Genomic DNA, 16,226 nt, shown 5'->3' with positions numbered 1-16,226 from the left:
TCGCGATGATGGGCAGGTGAGCCACGGACACATGCGCAGCGAGCACGTGAGCGTGGTCATCAGTCGGCCTGCGGCCGAGGTCAGCGCCTTCGCCGGTGATCCGAACAACCTGCCCGGCTGGGCGGCCGGCCTGGCCACGGGTGAGCTGCGCCGGGAGGGCGAGTGGCTGGTCGTGGAGTCCCCGATGGGCACGGTCCGGGTGCAGTTCGCGGGGGCGAACAGCTACGGCGTGCTCGACCACGTCGTCGTGCTGCCCGACGGTGAGGTGGTGACCAACCCGCTGCGGGTCGTGCCGCACCCGGACGGCTCAGAGGTCATCTTCACGCTCCGGCAGCAGGGTAGGGCGTCGGCCGAGCTGGAGTTGGACGCAGCCGCGGTGCGGGCCGACCTCGAGCGGCTGCGTGACCTGATCGAGGCCACGCCTGGGGACCCGAGCTCGTGGGAGGTCACGACGCACGACTGGGGGCGGCTGGTCGACCAGGACCACCTCAGGGAGATCAGGAACGACCCGGGACGGTACGCCGCGGGCGGGCTCCGGCACCTCATTCTGGAGGTCCTCGCCTACGCTGAGGAGGAGGCGGAGCACCGTGGCCGCACCGGGCACGTGGTCATCACCCAGCGCCGGGACGGGTCGGTCTCCGTCGTCGACGACGGGCGCGGCACCGACACCCGGCGGGACCCCGCGGGTCAGGTGATCCGCAAGCCCGTCATGGCCACCCGGGATGTCCGCTTCTTCGGGCAGCCCGATGCCCCGCTGCTGCCGGACGGGCTGCCGCGCCAGGGGATGTCCACCGTGGCAGCGCTCTCCACCTGGCTCGAACACAGCAACTACCGGGCCAGCGGGGCGTGGACGCAGCGCTACGAGCACGGCATCCCCACAGCCGAGCTGCGCGAGCTGCCCGGCACCGGCCGGACGGGCACCGGCGTCCAGTTTCTGCCCGGGCCCGAGGTCGAGGGTGACCCGCTCACCGCGGACGACCTCGACGGCTTCCCCTGGCTTCAGGTTGAGCTGCGGGTGCAACCGGACGTGGCTCTCGCGGTGCGCGGCGCCCTCACCGACGCAGAGCTGGACAACCTGCACGCCACGGCTTTCCGACACGAACCGGCTGGTGTCCCATGGCGCGAGCGGCTGGAGCGGCACAGCCTTTTCTGGGTGACCGCCCGATCGGACGGCGAGCTGGTCGGATTCGTCAACGTGGTCGGTGACGGCGGTGCGCACGCGATCCTCCTCGACACGTGCGTTGACCCTGCCCGCCAAGGGTGCGGGATCGGTGTCGCGCTCGTGCGCGCAGCCGCGGACGAGGCAAGGGCCCGCGGCTGTCGGTGGCTGCATGCTGACTACGCGGCGGAGCACACCGATTTCTACGAGCGCGCCTGCGGGCTCGTCCCCACCAGCGCCGGTCTAGGCGACCTCCTGAGCTGAACTGGGCGTGGCGTCACTGCCGCGACGGCTTTGGCCAGCGGGTCGAGGTGTTGTCCGACGCACGACGATCCGGCAGCATCGGCCCTATGACCTGGGCTGAGTTGACCGAGCAGATCGGCGCGCTGCTGGAGCCCTGGGACGTCGGGGACCCGCAGGGTGGGGAGGACTACCTGCTGTGGTGCGGCAACTACGCCCTGGTGCAGGAGCACCTTCCGCATCTGCCCCAGGTGCGGGAACAGCGATCCGGACGCGCCTGCATCGACCTCACCGTGGAGCGCGAGGCGGGCCGCGTGACCCGGGTCGACTACGAGGGCTACTCGCCGGGGGAGACGCTGTCGCATCTCGGTCTGGTCCGACAGTCGCAGGAGTATGCCGCTGCCGTCCCCGGGTCGGTCGCGAGCGCCGGGCCCGCAGTGCTTGCTGCCCTGCGGCTCCTCCTGCAACAGGAGGATGTGCGACACACCGGCGAAGGGGCCTACCGCATGCTCGGGACTGAGCCGGCGGGGACGGCTGAGCTTGGCCTGGACGTCGTCCGACCGGCGCTGGTCCTGCCCGGCGGCCCGCTCCTTGACACCCACTACCTCGGCGACCTGGGCGGGGCCGCCCATCGGCATCCCCTCGCCGTGGTCGACCTGCCCTGGCGCAGGGTGACCGAGCTGGTGCCGGTCGTCGACGCCGCGCGTGCCGACCTCGGCCCGGACTCGGTCAATCTCATCGCCCACTCGGCCGGGGCCGCGCTGGCCCTGGCCTACCTCGCTGCCCACCCTGACCGGGTGCGCGGGCTCGTCCTGGTCTGCCCGGCGATCCGCGTCGCCGGGGTGGTGGAGGACGCGGACGGGGTGGAGGCACTGATCGCCCGCCGCTGCGCCCAGGACAAGGAGTATGCCGCCGCCCGTGCGGCCGTGGACTGCTCCGGGACCCCGGTGGAGCATCCCCGCATCTCCTTCGGCCGGTGGAGCGAGCAGCACGAGGCGCTGGCGGCCACGACCACCGGGGACCGCGCCGACCGGCTGGCTGCCTACTACGCCGAGCCGCTGCCGGACACGGAGCAGATCCGCGAAGCCGCGGCAGGGTTCGCCGGCCCGGTCACCGTCCTGCACGGGGAGCTCGACCTGCACCCGACCACTCGTCAGGCCCGGGACCTTGCCGCACTTTTCCCGCACGGCGAGGCCGTGGAGCTGGCCGGCGCCGCCCACTACCCCTGGTTGGACGACACCGACACCTTCGTCGACGCTCTCCTGGCCGCCCTGCGCGACTGACCCGCCTGCCCTGCGCGACTGACGGGTGCCGACCGACGCCGGCTCCGCGCGGGCTACCGTGGCGCACGTGACGCGGACGAGCCATGAGTGGGACCCCGATCGCTATCTCTCCTACGCCGACGAGCGGGGCCGCCCGTTCGTCGAACTGCTCGCGCGGGTAGGCGCCGAGGCTCCCCCACGAGTCGTCGACCTGGGCTGCGGGCCTGGCAACCTGACCCGGCTGCTCGCCCAGCGCTGGCCCCAGGCGCACGTCCTGGGGCTGGACACCAGCCCGCAGATGGTCGAGAAGGCCCGGCAGGTCGAGGGGATCGACGCCCGGGTGGCCGACATCGTCGCGTGGGCCAAGACCCACGGCGACCCCGTCGACGTCCTCATCAGCAACGCGGCCCTCCAGTGGGTCCCGGGCCACCTCGAGCTGCTGCCCGCCCTGGTGGGCAGGCTCGCCCCCGGCGGGTGGTTTGCGATGCAGGTCCCCGGCAACTTCGACGAGCCCAGCCACACGATCCGCCGGGAGCTGGCAGCAGAGCCGGCGTTCGCGCCGCATACCCAGGGGGTGGCCGTGCCCTCCTCGCACGACCCGGGGGTCTACCTGCGGGCGCTCCAGGAGCAGGGCTGCACCGTGGACGCGTGGGAGACCACCTACCTGCACGTCCTGCCGGGCGAGCGCGCGAGCGACCCCGACCCGGTCTTCACCTGGGTCTCCGGCACGGGTGCGCGGCCGACCCTACAGGCGCTGCCGGAGGGGGTCCGAGAGAGGTTCGAGGCGGAGTTCAAGCGGCGGCTGCGGCAGGCCTACCCCGACCAGGGGTATGGCGTCGTCCTGCCCTTCCGCCGGGTGTTCGCCGTGGCGCACACACCAGCATGACTGCCGGGACACCGACCGTCCGGCGTCGGCGCCCGGGCGACCTGCCGGGCCTGGGCACGGACCTGCTGGAGCAGCAGCCGCGCACCCGGTATCCCTTCCGCGACCCGCTGCCGGTGAGCACCGACGTCTTCCTGCACGCCGAGGACGCCCTCGGCGCCTTCGTCGCTGAGATCGACGGCGACGTGGTCGGCCACGTGGGTCGCACCGGACCGGCGCACGGGTTCCCTGACTCCGCGCGGATGAACGCGGCGTGCGCGAAGGGCCACGGCTGCGCGGTCGAGGAGCTCTCCTACGTCTCCGGCCTGTTCACCGCAGAGCGCGCCCGCGGGCACGGCGTCGGCAGGGCCCTGCTCGAGACGATCGTGACGGACATCCGGGCCGCGGGTCACCACCCCTGCCTGGAGGTGCTGCCCCACCACGCCAGCGCCCGCCACCTCTACCTGTCCACCGGCTGGCGCGACGTGCTGGCGATCCGGCCGCCATGGCTCACCTCGGTCGTCGGGGACGAGGGCCCGGACGTCCTGGTCATGGTGCTGCCCACCGAGTGACGCGGCCACGCCCGTGATCTGGGCAGCTGGCGGGCACATCTGCAGCAGTCGATGACCCGGTGGGGTCTGCGTGCGGCACGGTGCCGCCCGGCACCGCCTCGGTCACTCCCAGCGGAAGAACGCCGTGCCCAGCCCCGCGCCGACCACGACGCTGACCCCCAGGGCGAGCAGGTGGGACGGCTCGACGTCGGCGCCGACCCAGGCCGCGCCCAGCGCCTGCACCGTCGCCCCGAAGGGCAGGTGCTCCCCGATCGTGGCCACCGGGCCCGGCAGCGCGTCCTGGCCGCCGAACAGGCCACCGACGGCGCCGATGGCGAAGAAGGCGACCAGACCGATCGCCACCGCCGAGTTGGGTGTGGGCGCGACCGCGGCGACGACGAGGCCGACGGCATACATCGCCGCGATGCCGAGCAGGCCGATCCCCAGCACGGTCAAGGGGGCGTCGGGCAGCCGGGCGCCGAAGCCGAGCATCGCGACGGCGAGCGCCAGCCCCATCCCGAGCAGCGCCTGCGCCAGGCTGACCAGCACCTGCGCCATCAGCACCATCGTGGGCGAGGCGGGCGTGACCCCAAGCCTGCGCAGGATCCCCGTCCGGCGGTAGTAGGCCAGGAAACTGGGCATGTTGATGATCCCGATGGAGGCGATCACCACCGCGAAGACGAGTGGCAGCACGTAGGCCTCCAGCCCGGTCAGACCCTGGGACCCCACGGCGTGCTCGGACGCGGCCGAGGCGCTCATCACCAGGATGAGCAGGGGAAGGCCCAGCGGGACGATCAGGCCGGCGGTGTCCCGGATGACCATCTTGGCCTCGGACTGCACCAGCATGCGCCAGGCGTGCGGCCCGGGCCGCCGGGCCTCGATCTGTGCGGTGTCGGTGGTCATCACAGTTCCTCCATCTGCAGGTCGTCGAGCGTGGTCCCGGTCAGCGCGACGAAGGCGTCCTCCAGGCTCGCCGCCTGCGCCTGCGCGGTGACCTCGGCGGGCGTGCCCTCCGCGATCACCTTCCCGTCCTGCAGGAGCAGCACGCGGTCGCACAGCCGCTCCACCTCGTCCATGGCGTGGCTGACGATGAGGATGGTCACGCCGTCGTCCTGCAGGGCCTCGATCGCTCCCCACATCCGTCGCCGGGCGCGGGGGTCCATCCCGGTGGTCAGCTCATCGAGGATCACCATCCGGGGCCGGCCGACCAGGGCCAGCGCTACGGAGAGACGTTGCTGCTGCCCGCCCGAGAGCTTCTCGAACTGGGTGTCCCGGTGCGCACCCAGCTCGACCAGGTCGAGCGTCTGGTCGGTGCCGCGCGGGTGGGGGTATAAGCTGCGGTAGAGTTCGACCAGCTCCCGCGCGGTCAGGGCGTGGTGCAGGTAGGCGTTCTGCAGCTGCACGCCGAGGACCTGCCGCAGCCGGGCGCGGTCGCGGGTCGGGTGCAGCCCGAGCACCTGGACCGAGCCGGTGTCCGGGGTGCGCAGGCCGGCGATCATCTCGACCAGGGTGGTCTTGCCGGCGCCGTTGGCCCCGAGGATCCCGACCGTCTCCCCTCGGGCGACGGTCAGGCTGATGCCGTCCACGGCCTGGGTCGAGCGGTAGCGCTTGCGCACCTGTTCCACCACCACGGCGGGGGGTGGGATCTGTGTCGTCCTCATGTGTCGACGGTATGGAGGTCGGGGCACCCCGCGCGCGTGCCGATCGTCACCGGTTCGGGCCATGACTTCCGGCACCCGCGCGGCCCAGGAAGGCCGCCCTACGCTGGGGACATGCGCAAGGTGGACGCCGAGGTCTGGGCCGGGCTCGTCATGCTCGCCGTGCTCCTGGCGATCGGGCTGCCCGTCCTGACCGGGGTGGTGAGCCCCGAGCTGCCGCGCCTCTGGTGGTCGCTGACCTACGTGGTGACCGTGGTGGCTCTCGTCGTGGCCGCGGCGCACTCGGAACCAGGCCACCCACCGGTGTCCGGTCGCGTCGCGCTCGGGGTCGCGACGGTCGGCGCATGGGTCCTGGTCGGCAGCGCGCCTGCCGGGTTTCTGTCGATCCTGCTGGTCGTGGTCGCCGCCCTGGCCGTCTATCTGGTGCCCTTCGGGCTCGTGCTGGCGATCGTCGGCCTCAACACGGCCCTCCTCGTCCTGGCCTGGGCCTGGGCCGACGGCAACGGTCCGTGGTGGGAGGTCGTCGCCGCCGCCGCGCTCTACCTCTTCCTGCAGATCGTCTCGGCGCTGTCCGTGCTCAGCCTGGTCCGGGAGCAGCGGTTGCGCCGTGAGCTGACCGCGGCCCACGTCGAACTCCGGGCAGCTACGGCCCTGCTGGGCGAGTCGGCCCGGACGGCCGAGCGGTTGCGGATCTCCCGCGACCTGCACGACACGGTTGGTCACTCGCTGACCGTGCTCAGCCTGGAGCTCGAGGCCGCCCGCCACCGGGAGGGGGAGGGGGCCCAGGCACACGTCGTGCGGGCCGGAGCCGTGGCCAGGGAGCTGCTCGGCGACGTGCGGGCGGCGGTGGACGAGCTGCGCACCCGACCCACCGACCTGCGCGAGGCGCTGGAGCAGGTGGTGCACGACATACCAGGGCTGGAGGTGCGCCTGGAGGTGGCGGGCGACGTCGAGGTGGGGGAGGAGGAGTCGGCCGCGCTGGTCCGGGCCGTCCAGGAGATCGTCACCAACACCCTCCGGCACGCGCAGGCCCGCACGCTCAGCGTGACCGTGGCACGGGACGGGGAGGGGTGCACGGTCCTGCAGGCCCAGGATGACGGTCGTGGAGCGGCACGGGTGCAGCCTGGCCACGGTCTGCAGGGCCTCGTCGAGCGGTTCGAGGCGCTGGGCGGGGAGGTTCGGTTCGACGGCCAGGGTCCGGCCGGTTTCGCCGTGGTCGCGCGGGTGCCGGCGGCATGACGGACCCACCGGCGGACGACCGGGTCCGGGTGGTGGTGGTCGACGACCAGACTCTGGTGCGGCAGGGCATCCGGACCTTGCTCGACCTCGCCTCGATCTGCGTGGTCGGGGAGGCCGGGGACGGTGCGGAGGCGGTGGCGGTGGTCGAGCAGGAGCGCCCGGACGTGGTGCTGCTCGACCTGCGGATGCCCCGCTTCGACGGGCTCTGGACTCTGCGCGAGCTGCGGGAGCGGGGCCTGGAGGTGCCGGTACTGGTGCTGACCACGTTCGACGACGACACTTTGGTGCTGGACGCCCTGCGCGAGGGTGCCCGGGGCTATCTGCTCAAGGACGTCACGCTGGAGCAGCTGGCCCGCGGGGTGCACACGCTGGCCGAGGGCGGCACGCTGATCGCCCCCTCGATCACCGGCCGGTTGCTCACCGCCTTGCGCTCCGGCCCAGCCCCCTCAGCCGCACACTCGCCGGCCAGTGCTGCCGTGGAGCCGCTGACCACCCGCGAGGTAGAGGTGCTGCGGCTGGTGGCCGAGGGCTACAGCAATCGCGAGATCGCCGGTGCGCTGCACCTGGCCGAGGGCACGGTGAAGAACCACGTGTCCGCCGTGCTGGTCAAGCTCAACGCCCGCGACCGCACCAACGCCGTGCTGCGGGCGCTGCACGAAGGGATCCTGGGCTGACCCTCCGTGGCGCAGGCCGCGAGGCCAGTGTCCCGGTGCTGCCTTCGGCGGCGGAGACGCAGCGCCTATCATCGGGGCAATGAGGGGGACCGGTTTCGCGCGCAGGATCGTCGCCGACCGATCGGTGGTGCGGGTCTGCACCATGACCGGAGCCGGCGGGTGAGCGCCCGCAACGCCCTGGTCGACCTCGCGCCGTTGCGGGCCAGCGCGCCCTTCCGGCGGCTGTGGGTCAGCGGGATCCTCTCCAGCCTGGGCCAGCAGGTCGCCGTCGTCGCGGTCCTCTTCCAGGTGTGGGACCTGACCCGCAACCCGTTCTGGGTGGGCGCCATCGGGCTCGCGCAGGCGGTGCCGATGATCGTCATGGGGCTGCTCGGGGGGCCGCTGGCCGACCTCTTCGACCGACGCGTTGTCGGAATGTGGTCCACGGGCGGGCAGGCCGTCGCGGCGCTGCTCCTCGCGGCCCAGCTCGTGCTGGGCGCCTACCCGCTGCCTCTTCTGCTCGGGCTCATCTCTTTGCAGACGGCGTGCAACGCCCTCGGTGCCCCAGCCCGACGCACCTTCATCGCCCGTCTCCTGCCGCGACACCTGGTTCCGGCCGGGGTCGCCCTGCACATGCTCTCCTTCCAGCTGGCCATGCTGGTGGGGCCCGCGCTGGGCGGGGTGCTGGTGGGGGCGGTGGGCCCGGCTTTGTGCTACCTGGTCAACGCCTGCGCGCTGGCCGTGTCGTGCTGGGCCGTGTGGAGCCTGCCCTCGATGCCTCCGCGTCGGGCCGATGAGCTCGAAGAGGTCGGCCCGGACCCGGTGGCGGGCGAGGTGGTCACGACGCCGGGTCGGGTGGCCCTGCTCTGGGGCCGGACCCGACGGGGCCTGGGCCACCTCACCGAGGGGATGTCCCTGGTGGCCCGGGACCCGGTGCTGCGCGGCTCGTTCCTGCTCGACCTGGCCGCGATGGTGCTGTCCTTCCCGGTCGCCCTCTTTCCGATGATCAACCAGCAGCTGTTTGACGGGGACCCGAGGACCCTCGGCCTGTTCATGAGCGCGGTCGCGGTCGGCGGGTCCATAGCGGGTCTGGCCTCTGGGCTGGTCACCCGTAGGACCCACCTGGGGCGGGTGCAGCTGCTCGCAGTGGGGGTCTGGGGCCTGGCCCTGCTCGGTTTTGGCCTGGCTTCCTTCGCCGGGCTGACATGGTGGGTGCTCGCCGCGCTGGTCGTGGCCGGCGCCGCCGACACCGCGTCGGTGACCTCCCGGGCAGCGATCGTCCAGCTGGCCACCCCGGACAGCCACCTGGGTCGGGTCTCGGCCGTGGAGCACGTGGTCGGGGTCGCCGGTCCCGACCTCGGCAACGCCCGCGCTGGCCTGGTCGCCGGGTTGACGACTCCGGCCGCGGCGGCCGTCCTCGGCGCGGTGTCGTGCCTGGCCGTCACCGTCGTCGTGGCGCTCACCCACCGTGAGGTCGGCCGGTTCCGTGTCAGCCCCCCCTCACCCAACCCCTGAGCGTCCGCGGGCAGGTCAGCGCCAGCCCAGCGCGGGGTCTTTGGCCACCTCGAGCACCTGCTCGATGATGTGGGCGCAGTAGTCCACACCCAGCTGGTTGGGCACGGTGAGCAGCAGAGTGTCCGCGGCGGCGATCGCCTCGTCCTGCGCCAGCTGGCGGACCAGTTCCTCCGGCTCAGCGGCATAGGTCTTGCCGAAGGTTGCCCGTCCGCCCTCCAGCATCCCGACCTGGTCCGCGCTGCGACGCTCCAGTCCGAAGTAGGCGTGGTCCTGCTCGCTCACCAGCGGAAAGATGCTGCGGGAGACGGAGGTCCGCGGCTCACGGTGGTGCCCGGCAGCCGTCCAGGCGTCGTGGAAGAGCCGGATCTGCTCAGCCTGCAGCTGGTGGAAGGGCACGCCAGCGTCCTCGGTCAGCAGGGTCGAGCTCATCAGGTTCATCCCCTGCCCCGCGGCCCACTCGGCGGTGGCCCGGGATCCCGCACCCCACCAGATGCGCTCCCGCAGCCCCTCGGAGTGAGGCTCGAGCCGCAGCAGTCCGGGCGGGTTGGGGAACATCGGGCGCGGGCTGGGCTCGGCGAAGCCCTCGCCCTCCAGCGCCTGCAGGAAGGCCGCGGTGTGCCGACGGGCCATGTCCGCATCGGTCTCTCCCTCCGCGGGCTGGTAGCCGAAGTAGCCGTAGCCCTCGATCACCTGCTCCGGGGAGCCGCGGCTGATGCCCAGCTGCAGCCGCCCTCCGGAGATGAGGTCGGCGGCGCCGGCGTCCTCGACCATGTAGAGCGGGTTCTCGTAGCGCATGTCGATCACGCCGGTGCCGATCTCGATCCGCTTGGTGCGGGCCCCGACCGCCGCCAGCAGCGGGAACGGGGAGGCCAGCTGCCGGGCGAAGTGGTGCACCCGGAAGTAGGCGCCGTCACCGCCCAGCTCCTCGGTCGCGACCGCCAGGTCGATCGACTGCAGCAGCACATCCGACGCGGATTGCGCCGCCGACTGCGGGTGCGGGGTCCAGTGCCCGAAGGAGAGAAAGCCGATGCGCTTCATACCTGGGTCAACGCGGTGGAGGAACAGGCATTCCGGAGCTGACACACGCACCGGTGGTGCCGGCCCAGATCTCTACCGCCCCAGCCGCTCGCGAAGGTACTGGGCGGTGAGCGTGTCCGACACCTCGACCATCTGCGCCGGGGTGCCCTCGAAGACGATGCGCCCACCCTCGTGGCCGGCGCCCGGCCCGACATCGATGATCCAGTCGGCCTGGCTGACGACCGCCAGGTTGTGCTCGATGACGATGACACTGGTGCCGTCGTCGACGAGGCCGTGCAACATCCCCAGCAGGGTGTCGGTGTCGGCGAGGTGCAGCCCGGAGGAGGGCTCGTCGAGGACGACGACCGGCGAGGTGCGGAGCTGGGAGGCGAGCTTGAGCCGCTGGCGCTCGCCGCCGGAGAGGCTGGTCAGTGTCTGCCCCAGCTTGAGGTAGGGCAGGCCGACGTCGAGCAGCCGCCGCAGGATCGTCGCCGTCTTGCCGGTGGTGAACACCTCCGCCGCCTCTGCCACGGACAGCCGCAGCACCTCGTCGATCGCCAGCCCGTGCAGGGTGTAGGCGAGCACCTCGTCCTGGAAGCGGCGCCCACCGCACGCCTCGCAGGGGGTGACGACGGGCGGCATACCGGGCAGCTCGGTGTAGATCTCCCCATAGCCGTTGCACGCCGGGCAGGCACCCTCGGAGTTCGGGCTGAACAGGGCGGCCTTGACGCCGTGCTCCTTGGCGAAGGCGGCGCGGATCGGGTCGAGCAGCCCGCTGTAGGTCGCGGGGTTGGACCGCCGGGACCCGCGGATCGCCGACTGGTCCACGACGAGCACCTCCTCCCGTCCGGCCAGCGAGCCGTGCACCAGCGAGCTCTTGCCCGAGCCGGCGACACCGGTCACCGCGACGAGCATCCCGAGCGGGATGTCCACGTCGACGCCGGCCAGGTTGTTGCGCCGCGCGTCCCGGATCTCCAGGTATGCCGTGCCCTCCCGCGCCGGGTCGCGCAGGCTGGGGCGCCGGTCCAGCAGGCGACCGGTCACCGACCCGGAGGCCTCAAGACCGGCGCGGGGCCCGGCGTACACGACCTGGCCGCCGTCGCTGCCTGCCCCGGGACCGATGTCGATGACATGGTCGGCGATGTCGATGACCTCCGGCTTGTGCTCGACGACGAGGACGGTGCTGCCGGAGTCGCGCAGCTGGCCCAGCAGCGTGTTCATCCGCGCGATGTCGTGCGGGTGCAGACCGACGGTGGGCTCGTCGAAGACGTAGGTGACGTCGGTGAGCGCCGAGCCCAGGTGCCGCACCATCTTCACCCGCTGCGACTCCCCACCGGAGAGGGTGCCGGAGGCGCGGGAGAGCGAGAGGTAGCCCAGGCCGATGTCGACCATCGCACGCAGCATCTCAGCCAGCGCCTGCTGCACCGGTGCCACGCTCGGCTCGTCGAGATCCTCGACCCAGGTCAGCAGCTCGCTGATCTCCAGCTCGCAGCACTCAGGCAGGGTGGTGCCGCGGACGGTCGCGGTGCGGGCCGGCTCGTTGAGCCGGGTGCCCCCGCAGGCCGGACACGGGCCGGTGGCCGCCACCCGTTCCTTGAAGGCGATCATGTGCGCCTGCTTCGGCGGGCGCTCGCCGAAGAGGGTCTGGCGGATGCGTGGGACCAGGCCCAGGTAGGTCATGTTGATGCCGCCGACCTTGACCTTGGTCGGCTCGGCGTGCATGAGCCAGTCCCACTCCTCGGGGGAGTAGTCGCGCAGCGTCTTGTCGGGGTCGAGGCGGCCGTTCTCGGCATACGCGCGCCAGCCCCACGAGTCGGGCGGGTAGCCGGGCAGCAGGATCGCGCCCTGGGCCAGGCTCTTGCTGCGGTCGACCACGGCATCCTCGTCGATGGCCGCCAGGGTGCCCATACCCTCGCAGTCGGGACACATGCCGCCCAGCACCTGGAAGTGCTTGACCTCCTTGACCGGCTTCCCCTGCCCCTTCTGGACCGTCACCGCGCCCTGGCCGGAGGCGGCGGCGATGTTGAAGGAGAAGGCGGCCGACGGCCCCACGTGCGGCGTGGACAGCCGGCTGAAGATCACCCGGAGCCAGGCCAGGGCGTCGGTGGCGGTGCCCACCGTCGACCGCGGGTTGCTGCCCATCCGCTCCTGGTCGATGACGATCGCGGCCGTCAGTCCGTGCAGGTGGTCGACGTCGGGGCGGGCGGCCGTCGGCATGAAGGTCTGCACGAAGGAGGAGTAGGTCTCGTTGATCAGCCGCCGCGACTCCGCCGCGATGGTGCCGAAGACCAGTGAGGACTTGCCCGACCCTGAGACCCCGGTGACCACCGTGAGACGCCGTTTAGGCAGGTCGACATCGACGTCCTTGAGGTTGTTGACGCGGGCGCCCCGGACCCGGATGGTGTCATGGGTGTCGGCCGGGTGCAGGCGGGCATCGGCGGGGTTCATGGCGATCAGTGTGCACCCATGCCCCGACGTGCCCCAAGAGGCACGGCGAAGTGGGAGGCACCTCTAGGATCGCCACATGGCACTCCGTTCGCGCGCCAGCGGCGCAGGCGGTCGCGGTGCCGATCGGGCGTCGGCGGAGGTCGCCCTGCGCGACCGGCTCGGGGCGGTCGCCGTGCTGGCGGGGGTGGGCGTCTTTGTGACCGTCTTCGCGCTCGCCGTCCGCACACCGGGCACCGCCTACGTGTGGCACCTGAACATGGTGAGCGACCTGGGTGACCGGTCCTGCCACGTCCGTGATGCTCGGTGGATCTGCTCACCCGGTCACGTCCTCTTCAACAGCGGACTCATCCTCACCGGGGGGCTGCTGGCCGTGGCGGGCTCGCTGTTGCTGCGGCTGTGGGGACGCATCCTGGCGGGCAGCGTGGTCGTGATGGGCGTGGGGTTGGTCGTCGCTGGGCTGTTCACCGCGACCGACCACGGGGCGATCCACCTGGTCGGGGTCGTCCTTGCCCTCGTCGCCCCCGGACTGGGCCTGCTGTGGTCGGCGGCCCGGCCCGAGACGGGCTGGCTGGACTCCCACCGGGTCGTGCGTGGTCTGCTCGGGGGAGCAGCGCTGCTGCTCGCCGCCGAGAGCCGCCTCCCGGATGCGGTCCTCCCGCGTGGCGCGGGGGAGCTGGGCATCGTGTTCTTCCTCGTCAGCGCCCTGGTGGTGGAGGCGATGCGCCTGCGGCCCGGCGGTGGTGCCGGGGGCTCGCAGGGTCCTACCAGCCGCTCAGCCGACGGAACTGCGGCCACACCGTCTGCCAGTCAGTCACCGGTTCCTCGCAGTGCAGCATCGGCGGACCGATGAGCTGGGGGTGCGCGACGGGCCTGGCCTGCAGGGTCCCCGCCGGGGTGCACGTCCGGAAGGCCGCGCTCTGGGCCACGGCGTGCTCGCCGACCAACAGCACCCGGTCTCCGCGGGGCGGCCCGAGGTCCCACAGCGCGTTGTGACCTGAGTGCACCCGGGCTTGTTCCTCCGGTGAGCCGTAGCGGTGCAGGGCCCCGGCGAGGGCATAGGTGTCGGTGATGACCGCCTCGCCTTCGCGTCGCACCTCGCGCACCTGGTCCACGTAGTCCAGCCATCCGACCTGGTCGCGGATGGTCGGGTTGATCCGTGACTGCAGCGACAGCCACGGGTCGGTCGCGGGGAGCAGCGGTAGACAGACCAGGCTGGCCATGACCGCGTTGGCGGCGATGACGCCCTGCCTCTTGGCGGGCGACCAGCGCGCCCGCAGGCGGGGGCTTGCCCAGCCCATGGCGAGCGCCGGCAGGAGCGCGCCGGCGGGATAGTGCGGCTGTGCGGGGTTGGCCAGGGTCCAGGCGACCAGGAGCAGCAGGGTCGGCAGCAGGAAGCGGCCCGGCCCGCCCGGGGTCCGCCAGGGGTCGACCAGCCCGGCCACCCAGACGAGCAGCAGCGGCGGGCCGACGAAGAGGAAGAGGGTCGGCACCAGGGTGAGCCGGACCAGATCCCCCTGCGCCTCGACCAGACCGGCCGAGACCTGCGCCATCGGCATCCCGTTCAGGAGCTGGGCCAGGCCCTGGGGCGCCGCCAGCAGCCCGAACAGGACGACGCCGATGACGGTGTGCCGCGTCCGCAGCAGCTGCCGGTCCGTGAGCAGCAACCCGACGAACAGCGCGACCAACAGGACGACGACGAGCAGCTTGTTCCACGCGGCGAGCCCGGCGATGGTCCCGGCCCAGACGAGGCTGCGCGGGTGCCCGGCGGTGGCCCGGAGCACGAGGAGAATGACGACCTGCCAGGCCAGCAGGTCGATGGCTGCCGTGGTGAAGATGTGCCCCATCATCAGCGGGTAGACCGTGAAGGCGTGCGCCCACGCCGCCAGCCGCTGGGCCCGTGGACCGGCACCCAGGACCCGGGGGTACAGCCCCGCGACGAAGGCGCCCAGGGCCGCAGCCGTCACCGCGGGCAGGCGCTGCACCCAGATTGCGTCGCTCAGCTGGGTGGCCAGCCAGGACAGCCACACCGTCAGCGGTGGCTGATCGACATACCACCAGTGCAGCGGCAGCATCCCGAAGTACAGCTCGTCCCAGTGCGGGCCGTAGCGCGGTGCGACCGCCAGCAGGAGGATCGTGATCGCGATCATGGGTGCGGCGGCGACCCTGAGCGGCCCGACCGGCCGCTGCCGTGGTGTCGCCCCGGTGGTGCCCGCACCCGCTGCCCCGGTCGCGCCGGATGTGCTCCCCGGGCCCGCGGCGGTCACCCGCTCCTCGCCTGGACCAGCCATTCCTCGACCTGGCGCACGGCGTGCCCGCAACCGTCCTCGCTGCGCACTCCGTCCGCCAGCTCGGCTGCACGCCGGGTCATCTGGGGTGCAAGGGCCTCCTCGATGCGCCGGGCCAGCAGCCGTTCGGACGAGAAGGCCCTGGGGGCGTGGCGCGGGGCCACCCCGAGGGAGTAGAGGCGAGACGCCCAGTAGAACTGGTCGGCAAAGTGCGGGACGACCACGGAGGGGACGCCGCTGCGGACGACGGCGCCCGTGGTGCCCGCGCCCCCGTGATGGACCACGGCGCGCGTCCGGCCGAACAACTCGTCGTGCGGCTCCTCGCCGATGCACAGTAGGTGCGGGTGGGGGCTGCCGCGCACCTGCCCGAGCTGCACGACGGCCCGGACCCCGAGGCGTTCGCACGCCGCATCGACCCGGGCCAGCAGCTCGTCGGGGTCGTCCTGCTCCATCGAGCCGAACCCGACGTAGATCCAGTCATCACCGTCGTCGAGGGCCTGCGCCACCTCGGGGGAGAGTTGCGGCGGGTCCGGATCGGTCCACCACCCCGTCACGACGCCGTCGGAGGGCAGCGGTGCGACGAGGCGCGGGCTGAAGGCGTACAACGACCCCAGGGTCGCCGTCGTCAGGCCGACGGGGTGCCTGGCGACCAGATGCAGCCGTCCACGCTCCCACCACCCGTCCAGGCCACCCAGGAACGGCTCGGCGCGACGCAGCGCACCGCGGGCGAGACGCCGTGCCGGCCCGGGCAGGAGCCACCCGTACGGGAGCAGAGGCATCGGCCCGGTCAGCCCCGAGTACTCCGGCCACATGTGAGCCCGGACGACAGGGACGGACTGTCGCAGCGCCTCGTCGACTGCCGCGACGGCGAACGTCGAGGCGATGAGCAGGTCAGCACCGGGCAGGACCGCGCCGGCCGGCTCCTGGGCGGCGTGCAGGAAGTCAGCGAAGTGATGACGCGTGCGGTTGAGCCCACGCGGGCTGGCCCGCCGCACCGCCCGCGCGGCCGGGCCCGCCAGCAGCGCCCTCGGGTCGCTGGCGACGGGGGCGAGGCGGAGCGAGGGGTTGGCGAGATGACTGTAGGCCGCGTGGGTGACCAGCGTGACGTCGTGCCCCGCCGCGGCCAGGCGGGCGGCCAGGTTGGCGAACGGCACGACATCGCCGCGGCTGCCGACCGCCGCCACGACCACCTTGCTCGGCCCCGGCCCCTGCGGGGCACCTGTGCGGGCCTGGGGAGACGGGTAGGGATGATCGGCCATGCGTGGCCCTCCCTCGCCTCGACGACTGTGGAGGACCACGCTAATTCACGGCATCCCGCTCCAGCGACGAGGTCCGGG

The 16,226-nt window shown here is 72.6% G+C and carries 14 protein-coding genes; 8 read left to right on the top strand and 6 right to left on the bottom strand.

Annotated features, from left to right (window positions below; translation table 11 throughout):
- Positions 1–16 precede the first annotated feature (16 nt).
- The 4 genes from FY030_RS17235 (at position 17) to FY030_RS15765 (ending at position 4,095) form a co-directional block, all read left to right on the top strand.
- Entirely contained in the window at positions 17–1,423 is a 1,407-nt protein-coding gene (locus FY030_RS17235; RefSeq protein WP_337692463.1) for a GNAT family N-acetyltransferase, read from the top strand.
- Between the two features lie 86 nt (positions 1,424–1,509).
- On the top strand, positions 1,510–2,682 hold the full coding sequence (locus FY030_RS15775) for an alpha/beta fold hydrolase (protein ID WP_158062466.1): 1,173 nt from the start codon (positions 1,510–1,512) through the stop codon (positions 2,680–2,682).
- Between the two features lie 67 nt (positions 2,683–2,749).
- Complete coding sequence (locus FY030_RS15770) at positions 2,750–3,547, top strand: methyltransferase domain-containing protein (protein WP_158062465.1); 798 nt, start codon at positions 2,750–2,752, stop codon at positions 3,545–3,547.
- Positions 3,544–4,095: a GNAT family N-acetyltransferase gene (locus tag FY030_RS15765; RefSeq protein WP_158062464.1), complete on the top strand. Its 552-nt coding sequence runs from the start codon at positions 3,544–3,546 to the stop codon at positions 4,093–4,095. The genes FY030_RS15770 and FY030_RS15765 overlap by 4 nt, the downstream gene beginning before the upstream one ends.
- 102 nt (positions 4,096–4,197) lie before the next feature.
- Here the strand turns inward: FY030_RS15765 and FY030_RS15760 are convergent, their stop codons facing one another.
- Both FY030_RS15760 and FY030_RS15755 read right to left on the bottom strand, forming a co-directional pair.
- Positions 4,198–4,977 (bottom strand): ABC transporter permease, encoded by a 780-nt coding sequence (locus FY030_RS15760; RefSeq protein WP_158062463.1) that lies wholly within the window; start codon positions 4,975–4,977, stop codon positions 4,198–4,200.
- Positions 4,977–5,735, bottom strand: a complete 759-nt coding sequence (locus FY030_RS15755) for an ABC transporter ATP-binding protein (RefSeq protein ID WP_158062462.1) — start codon at positions 5,733–5,735, stop codon at positions 4,977–4,979. Before FY030_RS15755 ends, FY030_RS15760 begins: the two co-directional genes overlap by 1 nt.
- Positions 5,736–5,846: 111 nt before the next feature.
- Between FY030_RS15755 and FY030_RS15750 the strand changes: the two genes are divergently transcribed.
- The 3 genes from FY030_RS15750 (at position 5,847) to FY030_RS15740 (ending at position 9,139) form a co-directional block, all read left to right on the top strand.
- Positions 5,847–6,971: a sensor histidine kinase gene (locus FY030_RS15750; protein ID WP_158062461.1), complete on the top strand. Its 1,125-nt coding sequence runs from the start codon at positions 5,847–5,849 to the stop codon at positions 6,969–6,971.
- Positions 6,968–7,645 (top strand): response regulator, encoded by a 678-nt coding sequence (locus FY030_RS15745; RefSeq protein WP_158062460.1) that lies wholly within the window; start codon positions 6,968–6,970, stop codon positions 7,643–7,645. Before FY030_RS15750 ends, FY030_RS15745 begins: the two co-directional genes overlap by 4 nt.
- 159 nt (positions 7,646–7,804) lie before the next feature.
- Positions 7,805–9,139 (top strand): MFS transporter, encoded by a 1,335-nt coding sequence (locus tag FY030_RS15740; RefSeq protein WP_158062459.1) that lies wholly within the window; start codon positions 7,805–7,807, stop codon positions 9,137–9,139.
- Between the two features lie 15 nt (positions 9,140–9,154).
- Here FY030_RS15740 and FY030_RS15735 read toward each other — a convergent pair whose 3' ends face one another.
- Together FY030_RS15735 and FY030_RS15730 are read right to left on the bottom strand one after the other, a co-directional pair.
- The gene (locus FY030_RS15735) at positions 9,155–10,177 is read right to left on the bottom strand and encodes an LLM class flavin-dependent oxidoreductase (protein ID WP_158062458.1); all 1,023 of its coding nucleotides are present in this window, start codon (positions 10,175–10,177) and stop codon (positions 9,155–9,157) included.
- Positions 10,178–10,249: 72 nt separating this feature from the next.
- Positions 10,250–12,604 (bottom strand): excinuclease ABC subunit UvrA, encoded by a 2,355-nt coding sequence (locus tag FY030_RS15730; protein ID WP_158062457.1) that lies wholly within the window; start codon positions 12,602–12,604, stop codon positions 10,250–10,252.
- 76 nt (positions 12,605–12,680) lie between these two features.
- Here FY030_RS15730 and FY030_RS15725 point away from each other — a divergent pair, with 76 nt between their 5' ends.
- A complete protein-coding gene (locus FY030_RS15725) occupies positions 12,681–13,454 on the top strand; it encodes a DUF998 domain-containing protein (RefSeq protein ID WP_158062456.1) in 774 nt (257 codons plus the stop codon).
- Here FY030_RS15725 and FY030_RS15720 read toward each other — a convergent pair.
- Both FY030_RS15720 and FY030_RS15715 read right to left on the bottom strand, forming a co-directional pair.
- Positions 13,366–14,751 (bottom strand): ArnT family glycosyltransferase, encoded by a 1,386-nt coding sequence (locus tag FY030_RS15720; RefSeq protein WP_192498649.1) that lies wholly within the window; start codon positions 14,749–14,751, stop codon positions 13,366–13,368. The two genes, FY030_RS15725 and FY030_RS15720, sit on opposite strands and share 89 nt — an antisense overlap.
- A 113-nt stretch (positions 14,752–14,864) precedes the next feature.
- Positions 14,865–16,148: a glycosyltransferase gene (locus FY030_RS15715; protein WP_158062454.1), complete on the bottom strand. Its 1,284-nt coding sequence runs from the start codon at positions 16,146–16,148 to the stop codon at positions 14,865–14,867.
- Positions 16,149–16,226: the final 78 nt, after the last annotated feature.

The sequence above is a fragment of the Ornithinimicrobium pratense genome (assembly GCF_008843165.1).
Lineage (GTDB): Bacteria > Actinomycetota > Actinomycetes > Actinomycetales > Dermatophilaceae > Ornithinicoccus > Ornithinicoccus pratensis.
This window is presented reverse-complemented; position numbering and strand designations above follow the sequence as displayed.